This window comes from Sneathiella sp. (genome assembly GCF_047631475.1).
Classification (GTDB): Bacteria; Pseudomonadota; Alphaproteobacteria; order Sneathiellales; family Sneathiellaceae; genus Sneathiella.
Genome location: NZ_JBLHZT010000059.1, coordinates 1 through 16,689 on the forward strand (window position 1 = coordinate 1; position 16,689 = coordinate 16,689).

General features: G+C 46.8%; 16 protein-coding genes, 2 tRNA genes and 1 pseudogene. 10 read left to right on the top strand and 9 right to left on the bottom strand.

What is annotated here, in order from left to right:
- Positions 1-355, top strand: a pseudogene (locus ACJAYR_RS16835) (ATP-dependent DNA helicase RecG); the annotation flags it as partial.
- Here the strand turns inward: ACJAYR_RS16835 and ACJAYR_RS16840 are convergent.
- Positions 352-1,110: a DUF502 domain-containing protein gene (locus ACJAYR_RS16840; protein WP_415237678.1), complete on the bottom strand. Its 759-nt coding sequence runs from the start codon at positions 1,108-1,110 to the stop codon at positions 352-354. The pseudogene ACJAYR_RS16835 and the gene ACJAYR_RS16840 sit on opposite strands and share 4 nt — an antisense overlap.
- A gap of 308 nt (positions 1,111-1,418) precedes the next feature.
- On the opposite strand from ACJAYR_RS16840, the gene ACJAYR_RS16845 reads away from it, so the two are divergent.
- Positions 1,419-3,407 carry a PAS-domain containing protein gene (locus ACJAYR_RS16845; protein WP_415237679.1) on the top strand — a complete coding sequence of 663 codons (1,989 nt, stop codon included), beginning with the start codon at positions 1,419-1,421 and terminating at the stop codon, positions 3,405-3,407.
- A gap of 101 nt (positions 3,408-3,508) precedes the next feature.
- On the top strand, positions 3,509-4,267 hold the full coding sequence (locus ACJAYR_RS16850; protein WP_415237680.1) for a glucose 1-dehydrogenase: 759 nt from the start codon (positions 3,509-3,511) through the stop codon (positions 4,265-4,267).
- Between the two features lie 79 nt (positions 4,268-4,346).
- On the opposite strand, the gene ACJAYR_RS16855 is transcribed toward ACJAYR_RS16850, so the two are convergent.
- Positions 4,347-4,874: a peptidylprolyl isomerase gene (locus ACJAYR_RS16855; protein ID WP_415237681.1), complete on the bottom strand. Its 528-nt coding sequence runs from the start codon at positions 4,872-4,874 to the stop codon at positions 4,347-4,349.
- Between the two features lie 258 nt (positions 4,875-5,132).
- Here ACJAYR_RS16855 and ACJAYR_RS16860 point away from each other — a divergent pair.
- A tRNA-Lys gene (locus ACJAYR_RS16860) sits at positions 5,133-5,208 on the top strand.
- Between the two features lie 84 nt (positions 5,209-5,292).
- On the opposite strand, the gene ACJAYR_RS16865 is transcribed toward ACJAYR_RS16860, so the two are convergent.
- The gene (locus ACJAYR_RS16865; RefSeq protein ID WP_415237682.1) at positions 5,293-6,132 is read right to left on the bottom strand and encodes a tetratricopeptide repeat protein; all 840 of its coding nucleotides are present in this window, start codon (positions 6,130-6,132) and stop codon (positions 5,293-5,295) included.
- A complete protein-coding gene (locus tag ACJAYR_RS16870; RefSeq protein WP_415237683.1) occupies positions 6,129-6,743 on the bottom strand; it encodes an MlaC/ttg2D family ABC transporter substrate-binding protein in 615 nt (204 codons plus the stop codon). The genes ACJAYR_RS16865 and ACJAYR_RS16870 overlap by 4 nt, the downstream gene beginning before the upstream one ends.
- Before the next feature lie 130 nt (positions 6,744-6,873).
- Here ACJAYR_RS16870 and ACJAYR_RS16875 point away from each other — a divergent pair, with 130 nt between their 5' ends.
- Positions 6,874-7,983: a DUF2855 family protein gene (locus ACJAYR_RS16875; RefSeq protein WP_415237684.1), complete on the top strand. Its 1,110-nt coding sequence runs from the start codon at positions 6,874-6,876 to the stop codon at positions 7,981-7,983.
- Between the two features lie 6 nt (positions 7,984-7,989).
- Here ACJAYR_RS16875 and ACJAYR_RS16880 read toward each other — a convergent pair whose 3' ends face one another.
- The 4 genes from ACJAYR_RS16880 to ACJAYR_RS16895 form a co-directional block, all read right to left on the bottom strand.
- Positions 7,990-8,622 (bottom strand): TetR/AcrR family transcriptional regulator, encoded by a 633-nt coding sequence (locus ACJAYR_RS16880; protein ID WP_415237685.1) that lies wholly within the window; start codon positions 8,620-8,622, stop codon positions 7,990-7,992.
- Positions 8,623-8,980: 358 nt separating this feature from the next.
- A tRNA-Leu gene (locus tag ACJAYR_RS16885) sits at positions 8,981-9,067 on the bottom strand.
- Positions 9,068-9,157: 90 nt separating this feature from the next.
- Positions 9,158-10,756 (bottom strand): AMP-binding protein, encoded by a 1,599-nt coding sequence (locus ACJAYR_RS16890; RefSeq protein ID WP_415237686.1) that lies wholly within the window; start codon positions 10,754-10,756, stop codon positions 9,158-9,160.
- A gap of 19 nt (positions 10,757-10,775) precedes the next feature.
- Positions 10,776-11,546, bottom strand: coding sequence for a competence/damage-inducible protein A (locus tag ACJAYR_RS16895; protein WP_415237687.1), 771 nt, complete (start codon positions 11,544-11,546; stop codon positions 10,776-10,778).
- Positions 11,547-11,662: 116 nt separating this feature from the next.
- Here ACJAYR_RS16895 and sfsA point away from each other — a divergent pair, with 116 nt between their 5' ends.
- The 3 genes from sfsA (at position 11,663) to radC (ending at position 14,082) form a co-directional block, all read left to right on the top strand.
- A complete protein-coding gene (sfsA, locus tag ACJAYR_RS16900; protein WP_415237688.1) occupies positions 11,663-12,364 on the top strand; it encodes a DNA/RNA nuclease SfsA in 702 nt (233 codons plus the stop codon).
- Between the two features lie 67 nt (positions 12,365-12,431).
- Positions 12,432-13,256, top strand: a complete 825-nt coding sequence (map, locus tag ACJAYR_RS16905) for a type I methionyl aminopeptidase (RefSeq protein WP_415237689.1) — start codon at positions 12,432-12,434, stop codon at positions 13,254-13,256.
- Positions 13,246-14,082: a RadC family protein gene (gene radC / locus ACJAYR_RS16910; RefSeq protein ID WP_415237690.1), complete on the top strand. Its 837-nt coding sequence runs from the start codon at positions 13,246-13,248 to the stop codon at positions 14,080-14,082. Before map ends, radC begins: the two co-directional genes overlap by 11 nt.
- Before the next feature lie 55 nt (positions 14,083-14,137).
- Here the strand turns inward: radC and ACJAYR_RS16915 are convergent, their stop codons facing one another.
- A complete protein-coding gene (locus tag ACJAYR_RS16915; protein ID WP_415237691.1) occupies positions 14,138-14,683 on the bottom strand; it encodes a TetR/AcrR family transcriptional regulator in 546 nt (181 codons plus the stop codon).
- A gap of 268 nt (positions 14,684-14,951) precedes the next feature.
- Here ACJAYR_RS16915 and purB point away from each other — a divergent pair, with 268 nt between their 5' ends.
- Together purB and ACJAYR_RS16925 are read left to right on the top strand one after the other, a co-directional pair.
- On the top strand, positions 14,952-16,244 hold the full coding sequence (gene purB, locus ACJAYR_RS16920; RefSeq protein WP_415237692.1) for an adenylosuccinate lyase: 1,293 nt from the start codon (positions 14,952-14,954) through the stop codon (positions 16,242-16,244).
- A 5-nt stretch (positions 16,245-16,249) separates the two neighbouring features.
- Positions 16,250-16,689: GNAT family N-acetyltransferase (locus tag ACJAYR_RS16925; protein WP_415237693.1), on the top strand; the 440-nt coding region annotated here is incomplete at its 3' end.

Below are 16,689 nucleotides of genomic sequence, written 5' to 3' on the forward strand. Positions count from 1 at the left end.
CGGCCGTGGCGGTCTCGCTGGAAATTGCCTGTTATTATATGCAGGCCCCCTGGGAGAGACCCAGAAAGCCCGTCTTAAAATCATGCGCGAAACCGAAGATGGTTTTGTGATCGCCGAAGAGGATCTGCGATTGCGCGGGGCTGGGGAACTTTTGGGCACCCGGCAAAGTGGCCTGCCCGAATTTAAAATTGCGGAACTGGAAAAATGCGGACATCTGGTCACTATCGCAAGGGATGACGCCCGGCTTTTCCTTGAGAAAGACCCAGAACTGCAATCGGAGCGCGGAAATGCTGTCCGCACCCTTCTCTATTTATTTGAAAGAGATAGTGCTATTCACTATTTGCGGTCAGGTTAAGCGGTTTCTTTTTTCGCTGTATTTTCACCGTCCTGATTGTTTGGTTGGGGCTGCACTTTTTCGGGAAGCTGATCTTCCGGCCAGATCATACCGGCTGAAATAACAAGCTTAACCCCCTCTTCCACGGACATATCGAGGAATTTCAGATCTCGTTTTGGAGAAAAGAGTAAAAATCCTGATGTGGGATTTGGAGTTGTTGGCAGGAACAGCCCGATCATGTCTTCGTCATCCAATTCCGCGACTTCTCCTTTGGCGGTACTTGTAACAAAAGCAATGGCCCACAAACCCTTGCGGGGGTATTCAACCAGCACAACATCCCTGAAGGATGTACTGGATTGGGCAAGGACCGTTTCCATGATCTGCTTCAAGGCATTGTAAACGGATCGAACGACAGGCATCCGCCCGACAATTCGTTCCCCAAAATGCAGGAAGGACCGACCTAAAAAGTTGGCTGTCAAAAAGCCAATGAGGATCAATGCGAAAACAGCGATCAGAACGCCCAAACCCGGAACGCCAAACGGCAGGTATGTTTCAGGATTATACCGGGCTGGAATCAAAGGTGTTATATTTGCATCGACGAAATCAACGAACACATAAGTTAAATAGATCGTGATACCGATTGGCGCCGTTACGACAATACCCGTCAGAAAATAATTTCGTAACTTCGACCAGGCCCCAACCTTAGGCGCAGGTTCAACAAGCCCCTTTGTTTTTGGGTGATCAGACTTCTCACCGGACCTCTTAATCTTTTTCATATTCACCATTTCCTGACACACGAACCGTTCATTGGACAACGCTACCACATTCATATCTAAGATAGCTTTTTAATTTTTCACCCTCTTGATGAAGTTTCATAAACTTTACTTTAACGGTCTTCGTCTATGTTCACTGCTGTTGCCAGAAAACTGAAGCTTCGGCACTTGTAGAACCATTTGTGTAGAGACAATTTTTGTTTGATTTTCGTTCAATAACAAAACCGACATATGCCTGTATAGGGGTACTAGGAGTTAGTGTTGGGTTATTGACCGTTAACTTTTTACTACCAGCAGCCGAGCGAAGCTTAATGTTGGATATAACATTATTCAGTACAATTGGTTTGTCGATTGGCCTCGCAATGGCCATCTGTTCCTCCGTGAAGTCCAAAACCAAAACCAACGAAGCTGGCGTTCTGCTGACACAATGTTTTGATGCAGTTGAAGCCCTTGATGAAGGTTTCCTTCTGTTTGATAAAGACCGGAAAGTGATTGTCGGCAATAAAACGGTCGATGAAATGCTTGATGGTATCGGGATTTCCATTACCGCCGGTGTTACCCGGAACGAAATATCTGACGCCATCAGAAAATGGCTCGCTGACGAAGGTATGGCCACCGAACCCAAAAAAGAGCTGGACAGGGCCAAAATAAATTTAGCCTCCTCCCGAAAAGCACAGGAATGGGCTTTGCCGAACGGCAAGGTTATTCAGGTTCTGGAAAAAGAAACCAAGGAAAATGGGCTGATTTCGGTTTTCACCGATATTACCGAGACCCATCAGAAGAAGGAAGAGCTCTACGAAAAATCAGCGTTGCTTTCTAATGTGTTTGAAACGATTGCCATTGGGATCTGTGTTCTGGACAGCACCTTCCGTGTTGTTCGGTGGAATCAGAACTATATGAAAATCATGGATGTTGAACCCAACACTATCTTCAAGGGCATTCACATGCAGCAATTGCTGGAGGCGCACTATTCCTCTTATGATGAAGTTGGCGATTCCCCGGAAGATTATGCTGCAAGTGCTATTCGGGCGTTGCAGGCCAATATTTATACCAAAATAGAGCGGAAAACGAAATCTGGTAAGATTGTCGAGATACAAAGATCCAAACTACCGGACGGCGGCTATATCTGTACCTTTACCGACATTACTCTGACAAAAACCGCTCAGTTAATGCTACAGGAAAGCGAAACCCGCCACCGTGAAATGGTCGAACTTTCCCCCGATGCTATTCTTGTTCAAAAGGACGGGTTGATCATTTATGCAAATGTCTCTGCCATTAAGTTATTTGGTGAACGGGATCTGCATAGCCTGATCGGCAAACAGGCCCGCAAGTTTTTTCCAACAAACGACTACGAGCATTTAAAGCAGCATCTTGGAAATGCCGATCATATGGAACCGGGTGATAATATTCCGCCGATCGAAACCCGTACAATCAATCAATTTGGCAAACAAACTGATGTAGAGGTTGAGGCCACGGCCTTGTTATACGGTGGCCGCCCTGTGATGCAATTAATCCTGCGGGATATTTCCGCACAGAAAGAAGCGGAAGAAATTCTTCTGAAAGCCAAGGAAGAAGCCGAATATGTGTCTCAAATGAAGGGAACTTTCCTTGCCAATATGAGTCATGAACTAAGAACACCGCTGAACGCTGTCATTGGATTCTCTGAAATTATCCGAAACGAGATTTTTGGCAAAATCGGTCATGACAAATATATAGAATATGCGACAGATATTCACGCAAGTGGGCGTCACCTGCTGGATTTGATCAACGACATTCTTGACTTATCAAAAGTTGAAGCAGGTACTCAGCAGTTATTTGAGGAAGAGCTGGATTTTGCTGAATTGGTAAATGAGTGTGTACGCTTGACCCATACACAGCAGGAAGCGTCAAACATTGTCATCCTGAATAACCTTTCCGGATTTCCTTTATTCGTTCATGCCGACGCGAAGATGATAAAACAGGTTGTCATTAACCTGTTGTCGAATGCCATCAAATTCACGCCTAATGGGGGACAGATCTCCCTCTTTACTGAATATGGTGCGGATGGGTCTCTTAACTTTTATGTCAAAGATACCGGCATTGGTATCCGCGAAGATGATATTCAAAAAGCACTGACACCGTTTGTTCAGGTGGATAGTGAGTTAAACCGAAAATATAATGGAACCGGTCTTGGCCTTCCCCTTTCCAAAAACCTTATGGAACTGCATGAGGGTAGCCTGACGCTGGACAGCGTTTACGGCAAAGGCACAACCGTAACCGTCACATTGCCTCAGAAACGCGTCACTCGCAGCGCCGCTTGATCTCTCCCTGATCCCTGTATATTGTTTGATTCCAATCGAATTAACAATGCGTCCGGTAAAACCGGATGGTAAACACATGGTTTTTCTTGAAGGAGGAAAATGTGAGACTGCAAGATAAAGTTGCCATCATTACAGGAGCCGGTTCCGGGTTTGGTGAAGGCATGGCTATTCGCTTTGCTGAAGAAGGCGCAAAAATCGTTGTCAGTGATATTAACGAAGAGGCCGCCAAACGCGTTGCAAAAGACATAACGGAAAGTGGCGGAACCGCCATTGTTGATGTCACGGATGTTTCTTCTGCCGCCGATGTCGCTGCCATGACTAAGAATACGCTGGATGCTTTCGGTCAGGTGGATATTCTTGTCAATAATGCAGGTATGCCTCAACGAAATGGATCAATGTTCGATGTTGACGAAGAAACCTTTCAAAAAATCTATGATGTGAATGTCAAAAGCATCTTTCTAACCACGAAATCGGTTGTTCCTGTGATGCTTGAACAAGGCGGCGGAAACATCATCAACATTGCCTCTACGGCGGCCTTGAGCCCGCGTCCAGGCCTTGTCTGGTACAACTCCAGTAAAGGTGCCGTCGTGACCATGACAAAAGCCATGGCTGTCGAGCTTGCGCCGCAACAGGTTCGGGTGAACGCTTTGTGTCCCGTGATCGCTCAAACCGGTATGACCGTCGAGTTTATGGGCGGTGTGGACACGCAGGAAATTCGGGATAAGTTTGTTTCGACAATTCCATTGGGCCGGATGAATACACCGCGTGATCTTGCCAATGCAGCCTTGTATTTCGCATCCGACGAGGCGTCTTTCATTACAGGTGTTGCCATGGAAGTTGATGGCGGGCGCTGTATCTAATACCGACTGATCACTCTATCATTAAAAAGGGGACTGATTAATGATCAGTCCCCTTTTTCTTTGGCTTAAACAAGCAGGCTTATTTGACGTCAGCCGCAACACGCATGCTGACAATGACATCGGGGTTGCGGACCGTGCCGCCGCTCCCATATCCTTTTTTGATCATGTCGACAAATTCCATGCCTGACAGAACTTTTCCCCAAAGGGTGTATTTTCCGTCCAGATGGTTGGAATCAGCGGTGACAATGAAGAATTGACTGTCTGCACTGTTGGGGTTGTTTGCCCGCGCCATTGAAACGGCGCCTCGGTAATGGGGTTCATTGGAAAATTCGGCGCGAATTTTTTTACCCGATCCGCCGCGTCCCGTTCCGGTTGGATCGCCGGTCTGAGCCATAAACCCTTCGATTACCCGATGGAACTTAACCCCATCGTAAAATTTCTGGCGCGTAAGCTCTTTGATCCGTTTGACATGTCTTGGTGCCACTCTGGGCAGCATTTCGATGACAACCTGTCCATATTTAAGCTCGAGCAGAAGTGTGTTTTCTGGATTTTTAATATCCGCAGCCTTAACCGGCGTGGAGATCAGAAAAAAAACCGCTAAAGCCATAAGGCATTTGCATAATTGTGGCAGACCCATGAATTCTCTCATTAATGTTAGTTTTCAGGCGTTTTCAGCAAGTTTGCAAACCGTTTTACAAACCTCCTGTTTCATATAGCATTTCCTCATAAATAATGAAATTTCACTTCTCATAAAAAAATGTAAAAAAGCGGCTTGACCAATCTCAAAGACGTCCCTATGTTGCGCTCCACAGCAACGGCATGTCGCTTTTAACAAACGACAAACCAACGCTGTAATTGAGAATGTGGGCCCGTAGCTCAGTTGGTAGAGCAACTGACTTTTAATCAGTGGGTCACAGGTTCGAATCCTGTCGGGCTCACCATTCAATCCTGGGAACAGAAATGTTGCTAGGATTTTTTTTGTCTAAATGACAGCCAACCCCCCTCTTCTTCATCGCTGCGCAGCCTTACTTTTCTATTGTTGGTGTAAAGTTTTTTGCCGCGTGCACCGCCCGTTTCTGTTCTTCAGTGGTTAGTTGAGACTTCAGTCGGTTTTTAGTCTCCAGCGAGATATTTTTGGCATTCTTTTCTGAAATAAGCATCCATTTGAAAGCCTCGATCTCATCTTTGGGGACACCCACCCCTTTCATATATCGTGTTACAAGTTTTCCCTGAGACGACGGATGCCCCTGTTTTGCGGCTCTTAGGAACCAGGCGGTGGATATGACATCATTTTGCAACGTCCCATATCCATCACGGTACATCTTCCCCATATTATACTGCGCCTTAACATGTCCCAGATCGGCGGCCTTGGAAATGTAACGAAAGGCAAGAGTTGGCTTTTCAGTCCCCAGCAATCCGGCCTGATAGAATTTTCCAAGTGTATAGAGTGACGAGGGAAAAGATTGCCCGGCGGCCCGGATTAAAAAGCCCTGGGCTTCCTCAAATTTATCCTGCGCTGTCAGGTCGAGGGCCTGATAATGCAGGGCGGGTGCATAGTCCTGTTGTATGGCCATGGTGAGATAGCGCCGCGCCAGATCGGGGTCCGGGTCGGTTCCGCGCCCCTGCTCGTATAATAAGAAGAGATTATACTGGGCTTCTGCCTCCCCCTCCGAGGCGAGTTTTTTCCAAATTTTCAACGCGCTGGCAAATTGCCCGGATTGATAATACTCCAAAGCTTTGCTCTTAAAGTCGTTATTTGCCGAAACCAAGGAAATACCGGGCGTCAGCCAAAAACAGATAACAACCAATACAGTCAGTAGCGCGTGTCCTGTTTCTTTGCCAAAGCGTGACAGTGATCTCGTCATGGTGTTGTCCTCACCTGTTCTGCTTTTACCCGAAGCAAGGTCAATAGGCCCTCTATCCCTTTTTTCTCCATCCGCTGTGTAAAACCAAATCGATGGGAAAAACCAACACTTGATCCTGAAATAACCACATCGATAATTTTGAGATCTCCGGCTATTTCGCGAAGACGCCATTTTGCATTTGCATCTTTTCTCTGTTTTCGTTTCAGGCGGGTCGTGACAATGACATCTGACGAGCCGATTTGTTTGGCCGCGACCAAGTCTGTATTATCGCCTGGATATCCCCCCAGCAGAGGCGCATAGGACCAAAGGTAAAAACTGGTGAGCAGTTCCTGAAACTCAAGCTGTTGTTCCCGCGCCATTTTTTTCCAGAATTTTCCGGCGACCAGAACGGATATGAAAGGGAAATCAATATTATCCCTTAAAACAGCATGAAAGGCTTTTTCACGCTCTGTGAGGGTCCCGTTTGGATCGTTCAGAATTTTTGTGGCTGTCTTGATCAGAGTGCTGACCATCCGTTCTGCTTCGGTTGTTCTGTCATTTGCCCGGGCAGGAAAACTTTGCAGGCTAACCATCAACAGGATGACGATAAATATTCTCACCGCGGGCAACAAAAACCAGACCTCCTAATTGCCTGTCTATTATTTAAATCAAATATGACACGCAGCACTTGATATTTCCACGATAAAAATATCAAACTAAAAGAGAAACTGGGACAAAAACAAAAATGAACGGAAAAGAATAATGACGCTCTCTCGCTGGACAATCCTGATTGATAAAGACGACATAACCAAATCAAGCTTGCATCCCGCCGCTGAACATACTCCGTTAAAAGACGGACAGATCGAAGTCGCCTTGAACAAGTTTGCCCTGACCGCGAACAATATTACCTATGCGACATTGGGGAAGTCCTTTGGTAGCTGGACAGATATGCCCGGTTACTGGGCCTTTTTTCCAGCCGAAAACGAAACGGTTGGTCAATTGCCTGTTTGGGGTTTTGCCACTGTGACCCGTTCAGAAAATCCAGATATTGAGGTGGGTGAAGAGCTATACGGCTATTTCCCCTTATCGTCGCACTTGAGAATGACCCCGGGGCATATCAGTAACGGTTCTCTAGTAGATATGACCGCCCACAGACAAGCGCTGGCACCCGTATACAACCAATATAACCGGGTGCAGGCCATGGACGACTTGAAAGCTGAGGAAAAGGACCTCTGGCCCGTTTTCCGCCCTCTACTGGTTACGGGCTATATGATTTGTGATCAGTTTGATGAAAACGGGTTTTATGGCGCCGACCAGATCCTGATTGCCAGTGCTTCCAGCAAAACCGCAATGATGACAGCCAATTCGTTCAGGCTGTTTGAGGGAGCGCCTAAACTGATCGGTGTTACATCATCATGGAATAAAGAATATACTGTAAAAACAGAGCTTTATGACAATGTTATAACCTATGATGACATTTCGAAATTAAGCTCCGGCACGAAGACAGCCTTGATCGATATGGCGGGTAATGGTGAGTTTATTAATGCGGTTCATCAGCATTTTATTGAAAATCTGACATTTAGTTTGCTTGTCGGTATTTCGCATTGGGACTCGTCCCGTCCCGCAAAAGGGCTTCCTGGTCCTCAACCCACTCCCTTTTTCGCCCCCGGCCGCATCAAGGCCCGCTCAGCTGACTGGGGCGCTGGTGGCCTGAAGGTGCGCATGAATGCTGCCTGGGATAGTTTTGCGACCCTTGCCCCCACTCTAACACAGATGATGGACTTGACAGGCCCGCAAGCGGCAAAAGACACCTATGATCAGCTTGTAAACGGCACAGTTGATCCACAGAAATCTCTTTTGATTAATGTTTGATCGTTCTTATGGGGTGTGAACGATGTGTTGAATGCGATTTTGCAAACGCTCCAAATGGGTATTCAGAAGATCGTCTGATGGCATACTGAACAGAATATCAGTTTTGCGGGCAGAGGAAAGAAGCAGGCCGATTATGTCGCTGATTAAGACGGCAGCTTCTTGCTCTGCCTGACGATCCGAAACACCAAAGCGTACAAGGTTTTCCCTGAAACACCATTTGATTTGCCGAAAATGCTCGTTTATGGCGACCCGAACCGGATCGTCCCTCTGTTTCATCAGCGGAGAATGTATCCGGGACAGGATATCAATAAGGTCTTCCGGGTTTTCATCATAAAACCGGTAAAATGACAAATAGGCCGCCATTAGGCTGCTAAAAGCGTCGGATTTTGCCTCTGAAGCCTGTTTTACCTGCGTTGAAAGGTCAGTAAGGGTTTGAATTAAAAGCTCTGCATAGATCGCTTCTTTGTTCTTGAAATGGAAATAGACGGCCCCTGTTGAATATCCGGCACGGGCGGCAATGTCCCGAACAGATACTTCTTGTCCGTCTTTATCCTGATACAAAAGCCGAGCGGCCTCCAGAATTTGTTGGCGACATAAGAGTGCTTTCGCCTGATTATTTTTGGGTGGTATTTCAGTCACGTTTTTCTCATTTTTTTTGGTAACTGTTTAATGATACGAGAAATCTATTAACGGTTGATAAAAGACAAAGTGTCAAGCATGGTTCTATAACTGATTGAAAAATATAATCTTCAATGAAAAATCTTCCTAAACATAACAGCGTTATGAAAGGGTAGATAACAGCGTTATGTAAAACCGGTTGGACCCCGCGACAGAAAGCTAGCGTCGTCATATCGGAAAGTATCACCAAGCCTAATCGGATCATTAATCCAGATATCAGTACTGGAAAACCAGACACCTAAAACCACGTGCCAGCCTGCCCAGTAATCGGTGAAAAAAGCACAAAAAAAACCGCCGCAAAAGCGACGGAATTTTTAGATGGTGCCCGCACCCGGACTTGAACCGGGAAGCCCATACGAGCGGCAGATTTTAAGTCTACTGTGTTTACCAATTTCACCATGCGGGCAGCAGGGCTAACCTAATAGCAGATTGTTTTACAGACAAGTGCTATTTTAGCTTGGCTTGAAAACTATTTTTTTATCATATGCAACTAGCCTTATGATCGACCTTTATCAATGGCCGTTTGGGCAATTTCACGCAATTTGGATCGTTGTATCTTTTTTCCGTTCGCGCTTTCTGTCATTGGAAATTCAGATAATTGCTGAACGCCAATTGGCACTTTATATCCTGCCAGCTTTTGTCGGCAATGGGCCTGAAGATCGTCCAGATCTAGCGCCTGTTGGCGGTCACTTGTCACAAAGGCATAGGCTCTTTCGCCCTTCGGTGTGATGACCCCCACCACTTGAACCTGTTGGACCGCCTCCACGTCCAGCAGGCAGGTTTCAATTTCTACCGGGTCGGTCAAATATCCGCCCAGACGCAAGACATCGCCCATTCGGGTCAAAAACACGAAGCTACGGGCCTCTTCCTGATATCCCAAATCTCCAGTTTTAAAATACCCATCTTCTGTAAAAGCCTGTTCAGTCGCATCCGGATTTAAGAAATAGGCCTTAAGTTGACTGGGCAATTTAAGCTCTATCTCGCCATTCTCACCAAAAGGCAGGATTTCGCCGGTTTCGGGATCGGTTATTCGGATATGACCAGAAGGCGATATCAATCGCCCGCCGGCACGTTTTCGAAGCGCTGCCGGCAGGTTTGGGTCCTGATGGGCGATCAGGGCCTGAACTTCGCTCATACCCCAAAGACCCATTAATTTTATCCCGGCGGCCTCCGCCCGCTCGACAATATCGGTTAGGGACGGGTTAAAAGCGGCATAACCGGCTTTTTTCAGGCTTGGATAGGGAACCGCTTCAGTTCCCTGATCGAGCAGCATGGCAAACATATCGTCAGATCCGTTCATGTCCGTCACCGCATTGTCCCGTATCAACCGCGCCGCTTCCAAAGGATCAAAGACGGGCAAGCAAAAAAGGGTCGCCCCGCCAGCCAAAACAGCCAGTGCCTGTGTTAGCCCGAATGTACCGCACAGAGGGACCGCTTGCAGTAGTCGGCAAATCTCATTTTTATATGAATAATGTTCAGCAACTTCAATGGCATGCTGAGTTAAGCTAAACTGAGAATGAAGGACGAATTTTGGCTTTCCTGTTGTTCCGCTGGTGGTGAAAATTAAAACCCCCTCTTCCGCCTCTACCGGTGGGACAGGGGTTTTTGGGAACGACGTGATTTTATCAAACGACACAATTTGGGAGGCCCGCAGGCAAGGCGGACAATCAACTGTGATGTCATTTTCCGTGTATAGAATAACCGTTTCAATATTTTCAAGCGCACCTTCGGGCAATTCCTCCAAAATATCTAAAAACGGAATGCCTTTGAAATCTGGCCAGAGAACAAGTGCCTTGCATCCTGATCGGGTAACAATGTCTGAGACTTCGAAAGATTTGAATTTGGTGTTTATGGAAACGACGATAAGGCCCAGCCGGGCGCAGGCCGTGAATGCAATCAGATAGGCGGCGATATTCGGAAGCCAAAGGCCGACCCGGTCTCCCTTTCCTAGTCCTTGAGCCTTTAATCCATTGGCAAATCGCAGGCTCAAATCATGTAGATCGTCATAGCTATAGGAGGTTCCGCGATCATGGATCGCGATCTCACTTCCATATAATTTTTGTTGTTTATCAATTAGTTGCGGAATTGTTTTCATTTATTATCACCGCCATCTTTTAGGTTGTTTCAACACACTCGCAATCAAAGGCAACAAGGGCTTCTTTTAATGCATCAAACGCAGCGTCCAATGTGTCCGGCTCAATTGATCGCAGGACGAGGTTGGTACCGAGTTCTCCTTGTTTGAAATAGGGATAAGAGCCCATGGAAACGGCCGGATAAGCGTCTTGCAGTTCACCCAGGGTTTTTGCGACCTTCCCTTCGGGCATGTTGACATTCAATGTCCGGCTACGCATTTTCTCGCCGCCAGACAGGGTCGGAAGAATGCTTTCCATCATCGCCTGCATTATCTGCGGGACGCCAGCCATGACATATACATTTTCAACCCGGAAGCCGGGTGCCTTGCTAACCGGATTATCGATTAAGGTACCGCCTTCGGGGATCCTTGCCATTCGTTTGCGGGCTTCGTTAAATTCAATACCGTTTTGATCATAATGCTGGGTCAGGATTTTCATGGCCTCTGGGTGATGATCAATGCCGATCTCAAACGCCTTGGCGACTGAATCGGCGGTAATATCGTCATGTGTAGGCCCAATTCCACCGCTGGTAAAAACATAGTCATATTTTTGGCGGCAATGGTTCAGTGCTTCAACAATTTCCTGTTCAATGTCAGGGATTACGCGAACTTCTTTCAGCTGAATTCCAACATCTCCGAGTTTTGTCGCAAGAAAGGCAATATTTTTGTCTTGTGTCCGGCCCGATAGTATTTCATCGCCAATCACCAGCATGGAGGCTGTTACAATTTGTTTTCCAGAAGGAGTATCTGCCATTTGCGCTTTCCCGATCACATTATTATTGTCTGACTTGGATATATGTTATCGCCGGAACCCGAAAAATTTCAAAGTAAATTAAACTTATTCCAATCTAAAAGTATCTGGGACGCAATATGAAATTCAGTACCCCGCTTGTAAAAGGCACCCTGATAAAGCGGTATAAACGCTTTTTATCCGATATTGAGCTGGAGGACGGCTCTATTGTCACAGCACATTGCGCGAATTCAGGATCAATGATGGGATTAAAAGAACCGGGTTACGCCGTTTGTCTGTCCCCCTCTGACAACCCTAAACGAAAGCTGAAATACACATGGGAGCTGGTCAATCCGGGGGGCTCCTGGGTCGGGATAAACACCGCCCTGCCAAACAGGATTGTCTCGGACGCCATTTCAGACGGTCTAATAGAGCCATTGGCTGGATATAGCGGATTAAAGAATGAAGTAAAATACGGCGAGAATTCGCGCATTGATATTTTTTTGACGGACGAAAATCGGCCGGATTGCTATGTTGAAGTGAAAAGTGTGACTTTAAGCCGGGAAGCTGGCATCGCAGAATTTCCGGATGCGGTAACAAGCCGGGGCACAAAACACCTGAATGAACTGGCAAATATGGTTGAAAGTGGTTATAGAGCCGCTATGTTCTATTTAGTCCAACGCAGCGATTGCCAGTCTTTCCAATTGGCATCAGATATTGATCCGACATACCGCGCCGCATTTTTGGATGCAAAATCTCGTGGGGTCGAAGTATATTGTTATGACTGCACGATCAATCCGGATGGGATCGAAGTCAGGTCCGCTATCCAGATAGTAGAATAAATTTAAATCTATCATTGAATAGATTGAGTATGATATAAATCTAAAACTAGCTTAAGAACCGAGATAAATGAAATATATTGATAGCAAAGACGCGCCCCAACAAAACAACGGTGTCATCAAACTTCATGGTGCCGAAGGGTTTGAAGGCATGCGTAAAGCAGGTCGGTTAGGCGCGGAAACACTGGACATGATCGCCGAGCATGTTGTGCCAGGCATTACAACGGAAGAAATCAATACTCTTTGCCATGATTTCATTACTGAACGGGGTGGAATATGCGCGCCATTGGGATATCGCGGTTTTACGAAATCAGTGTGTACTTCCATTAATCATGTCGTCTGCCACGGCATTCCCGGCCCCAAGAAACTGAAAGACGGCGATATTATCAATATTGATGTAACGCCGATTGTTGACGGCTGGCACGGTGATACCAGCCGGATGTTTGTTGCAGGAAAGCCTAGTGTAAAAGCCCGTCGTTTGATTGACATTACCTATGAATGCCTGATGCGCGGGATTGATGTTGTAAAGCCCGGCGCAACAACCGGTGACATTGGATATGCCATTCAATCCTATGCGGAGAGTAAACGCTGTTCTGTTGTTCGCGATTTTTGTGGACATGGCCTTGGTCAAATCTTCCATGACGCACCGAACATCGTTCACTATGGGACACCAGGTGAAGGTGTCGAACTGCGTGCCGGTATGATTTTTACCATTGAGCCGATGATCAATTTGGGTAAATGGCAGGTGAAAGTACTGGAAGATGGCTGGACAGCAGTTACGAAAGATCGGTCCCTGTCTGCGCAATTTGAACATTCCCTTGGTGTTACTGAAACCGGATACGAAATTTTTACGCTGTCGCCTGAAGGATTGAATTGCCCGCCTTATGCCCTCTGAGACAGAAGATAATCCGGAAAATTCAGCAGATAGCATAACCTCTCAGGATCTAGAGGGGAATACTGCCGGATTTACCGATCAGTCTGGTCAAACGATCCTGCCGGATGATTTTTACTTCAACATGGAAGAAGGTAGTGCTTCGTTAAAAAAGAAGCATGATCATAAACTGGGACACCGCGAACGCATGCGAAGCAAGGTGCTCTCTGCGGGTGCGGAAAGCCTTGCTGAATATGAAATATTGGAAATGCTGCTTTTTGCAGCGGCACCGCGCGGGGATACCCGTCCAATTGCAAAATCACTGATCAAGGAATTTGGCTCACTGGCGAAGGTCTTAACGGCCTCCCCAGAAGCCTTGCGAAAAGTTGACAAGGTTGGCGATGCGACCATCGCGACCATGAAGGTTGCTGAAACACTAGGGGTAAAACTCCTTCGCGCCAAAACGGAAAAACGCAATGTTTTGAGTTCATGGCAGGCGTTGCTGGAATATTGTCAGGGGAGTATGGGCCACCGCGAAATAGAACATTTTAGAATTCTGTTTCTGAATAATAAAAACCACATGATTGCTGATGAAGTGCAACAGACGGGCACGGTCAATCATACCGCAGCCTATCCCCGCGAAGTTATTAAGCGAGCGTTGGAACTTAGTGCTACGTCGCTTATTCTGGTGCATAACCATCCGTCGGGCGACACGACCCCTTCAAAGGCCGATATCGCGATTACAAAGGAAATTGTCACCGCCGCGGCTGCATTGGGTATCAAAGTTCACGATCATCTGATTGTCAGCGCGAATGAAAGCACCAGCCTTAAATCCTTGGGCTTGATGTAGGGTTTTCAGCTTCAAATCAGCCTCTGCCTTATTTAGGAATATTGTTGGCCATGGATCAAAAGAATTTTTTTGGGCTCACACCGTTCAAGAAGGTATCCCAACCCAGGTTCAATGCGTCGCGTTGAGCGATAACACCGCGATTTAAAGATGAATTTACAGTGATGGCAAGATAGTCAAACATCCCCGCGATCCATCCGGCTGGCAAATCTTTCCTGAGTTCCCCCCGGTCTTGTGCGGCAAGAACAAGCTTTTCCACCATGGCTAGTTGATTTAGGAAGATTGTCTCATATTTTTTGCGGTCCTCGACAAACCCTCTCATCCAGAAGAAATAGTGATTACTCAAGCCCGCATAGCCTTCAAAAATCTGACGTATTTGATCCAGCGGGGGTTTTCGGGACTTTTGGGCGTTTAGAAGGATATCCTCAAATAAATCAAGGCTATAGGCTGATGCTATTTGTAATAGGTCATTTCTGGATCCAAATCTTCTATTGATCGTAATCCGGCTTACCCCGGCCTCTCTCGCTATTTCCTGCATCGTGGCTTCGGGTTTATGAGCGAGGGTTGTGATTGTTGCTTCAATAATGTCTTCGTCAGATACCATACAATCAACTCATAGTTAATTGACCCCACCTTAAGCAGACTGTTGATTGAGCAGAATAGCAACTGAAAAAATATCGTTATCGCAGTTTTGGTTACTTTCCACAGCACTCAAACTGTTTTTAGCGGCCTGTATTTCGGTAATTCGCTTCAGAAATGGTTGAGATTCTTGATGCTTCCTGTTAGTGAGTGCGCAACGATCTGATAACTGGTCTTTGACAATCTCTGATAACAAAAGACACCCTTTTGTTTTACATACAAGGTGACGCTCCATGATACCCCGTTATGCCCGCCCGGAAATGACAGCAATCTGGGAACCAGAAAGCAAGTTCCGCATTTGGTTTGAAATTGAAGCCCACGCATGTGACGCACAGGCAGAACTGGGCGTCATCCCTAAAGAGGCAGCCAAGGCTGTCTGGGACCGAGGCAATTTCGAAATCGATCGCATTGACGAAATCGAACGGGAAACAAAACATGATGTCATCGCTTTCCTGACCAACCTTCAGGAATATGTCGGTGACGAAGCCCGTTTTGTGCATCAGGGAATGACGTCATCGGACGTTCTGGATACATGCCTGAACGTACAGCTGACCAAGGCATCCGATATTCTGCTGGACGATATGGACAAATTGCTGGCGGCCCTGAAGAAAAAGGCCTACGAGCATAAAGACGATGTTTGTGTTGGCCGGTCTCACGGCATCCATGCCGAGCCTGTTACATTTGGTTTGAAAATGGCACAGGCGTACGCAGAATTCGAACGGAATAAAGAGCGTCTTATTAACGCCAGAAAAGATATCGCGACTTGCGCTATTTCCGGGGCAGTTGGGACATTTGCCAATATTGACCCGTTCGTTGAAGAGCATGTCGCGAAAGCTTTGGGTCTTGAAGCAGAAACAATTTCGACACAGGTCATTCCGCGGGACCGCCACGCTATGTTTTTTGCAACATTGGGCGTGATCGCCAGTTCTATTGAACGGCTGGCCGTTGAAATCCGTCATTTGCAGCGGACAGAGGTTCTGGAAGCGGAAGAGTATTTCGCCCCTGGCCAAAAAGGATCGTCTGCGATGCCGCATAAACGTAATCCTGTACTAACCGAAAACTTGACAGGTCTTGCCCGTCTGGTTCGGATGGCAACCATTCCTGCGATGGAAAATGTGGCCCTGTGGCACGAGCGCGATATCTCGCATTCTTCTGTTGAACGTGGCATTGGTCCAGACGCAACAATCACACTTGATTTTGCGCTGGTTCGTTTGACAAACGTCATCGACAAACTTGTTGTTTATCCCGAAAATATGATGAACAACATGAACAAGCTTGGCGGGCTCATCCATTCACAGCGTGTTCTTCTCGCGCTGACGCAAGCCGGTGTCAGCCGCGAAGATGCGTACCGTCTGGTGCAGCGGAATGCCATGGTGGTTTGGCGTGAAGGCGCCGACTTTATGGATCTGCTGAAAAATGATGACGAAGTATCAGCGGCCCTTTCCAACGAACAAATCGAGAGCGTGTTTGATCTTGAGTATCATACGAAACATGTAGACACGCTGTTCAAGCGCGTTTTTGGCTAAATAAAATGCCGTTTCAAGCGATTGAAACAAAAAGGCTTCTGATCAGGGACTGGATAGAAACTGATCTGGAGCCTTTTGCCGTTTTAAACGGCGACCCGGACGTCATGGAATTTTTTCCGGCGATCCTTTCGGCTGAACAAAGTAATGCGATGGCGGCGGTTATTCGCGAAAAGATCGATTGCAATGGATATGGTTTTTTCGCGGTCGAGCTGAAAGAAACGGGGAAGTTTGTCGGATTTGTCGGCCTTAATAATCCCGCAGCCCTCCTGCCCTTTAAACCTTGTGTTGAAATCGGATGGCGTCTTGACAAGGAAGCTTGGGGATTTGGGTATGCTACTGAAGCGGCGGCGGCGTGTCTGGATTTTGCGTTTGATAATCTGAGTTTGGTTGAAATCGTCTCTTTCACGGCGACGATCAATCTTAAATCGCAAAAAGTAATGCAGCG

Bases quoted from the DNA above. Each gene is read 5' to 3' on its own strand.
- purB (WP_415237692.1), top strand. From the start codon at position 14,952: ATGATACCCCGTTATGCCCGCCCGGAAATGACAGCAATCTGGGAACCA.
- ACJAYR_RS16855 (WP_415237681.1), bottom strand. From the start codon at position 4,874: ATGGCTTTAGCGGTTTTTTTTCTGATCTCCACGCCGGTTAAGGCTGCG.
- map (WP_415237689.1), top strand. From the start codon at position 12,432: ATGAAATATATTGATAGCAAAGACGCGCCCCAACAAAACAACGGTGTC.
- ACJAYR_RS16875 (WP_415237684.1), top strand. From the start codon at position 6,874: ATGACGCTCTCTCGCTGGACAATCCTGATTGATAAAGACGACATAACC.
- radC (WP_415237690.1), top strand. From the start codon at position 13,246: ATGCCCTCTGAGACAGAAGATAATCCGGAAAATTCAGCAGATAGCATA.
- sfsA (WP_415237688.1), top strand. From the start codon at position 11,663: ATGAAATTCAGTACCCCGCTTGTAAAAGGCACCCTGATAAAGCGGTAT.
- ACJAYR_RS16890 (WP_415237686.1), bottom strand. From the start codon at position 10,756: ATGAAAACAATTCCGCAACTAATTGATAAACAACAAAAATTATATGGA.
- ACJAYR_RS16895 (WP_415237687.1), bottom strand. From the start codon at position 11,546: ATGGCAGATACTCCTTCTGGAAAACAAATTGTAACAGCCTCCATGCTG.
- ACJAYR_RS16845 (WP_415237679.1), top strand. From the start codon at position 1,419: ATGTTGGATATAACATTATTCAGTACAATTGGTTTGTCGATTGGCCTC.
- ACJAYR_RS16915 (WP_415237691.1), bottom strand. From the start codon at position 14,683: ATGGTATCTGACGAAGACATTATTGAAGCAACAATCACAACCCTCGCT.
- ACJAYR_RS16840 (WP_415237678.1), bottom strand. From the start codon at position 1,110: ATGAAAAAGATTAAGAGGTCCGGTGAGAAGTCTGATCACCCAAAAACA.
- ACJAYR_RS16865 (WP_415237682.1), bottom strand. From the start codon at position 6,132: ATGACGAGATCACTGTCACGCTTTGGCAAAGAAACAGGACACGCGCTA.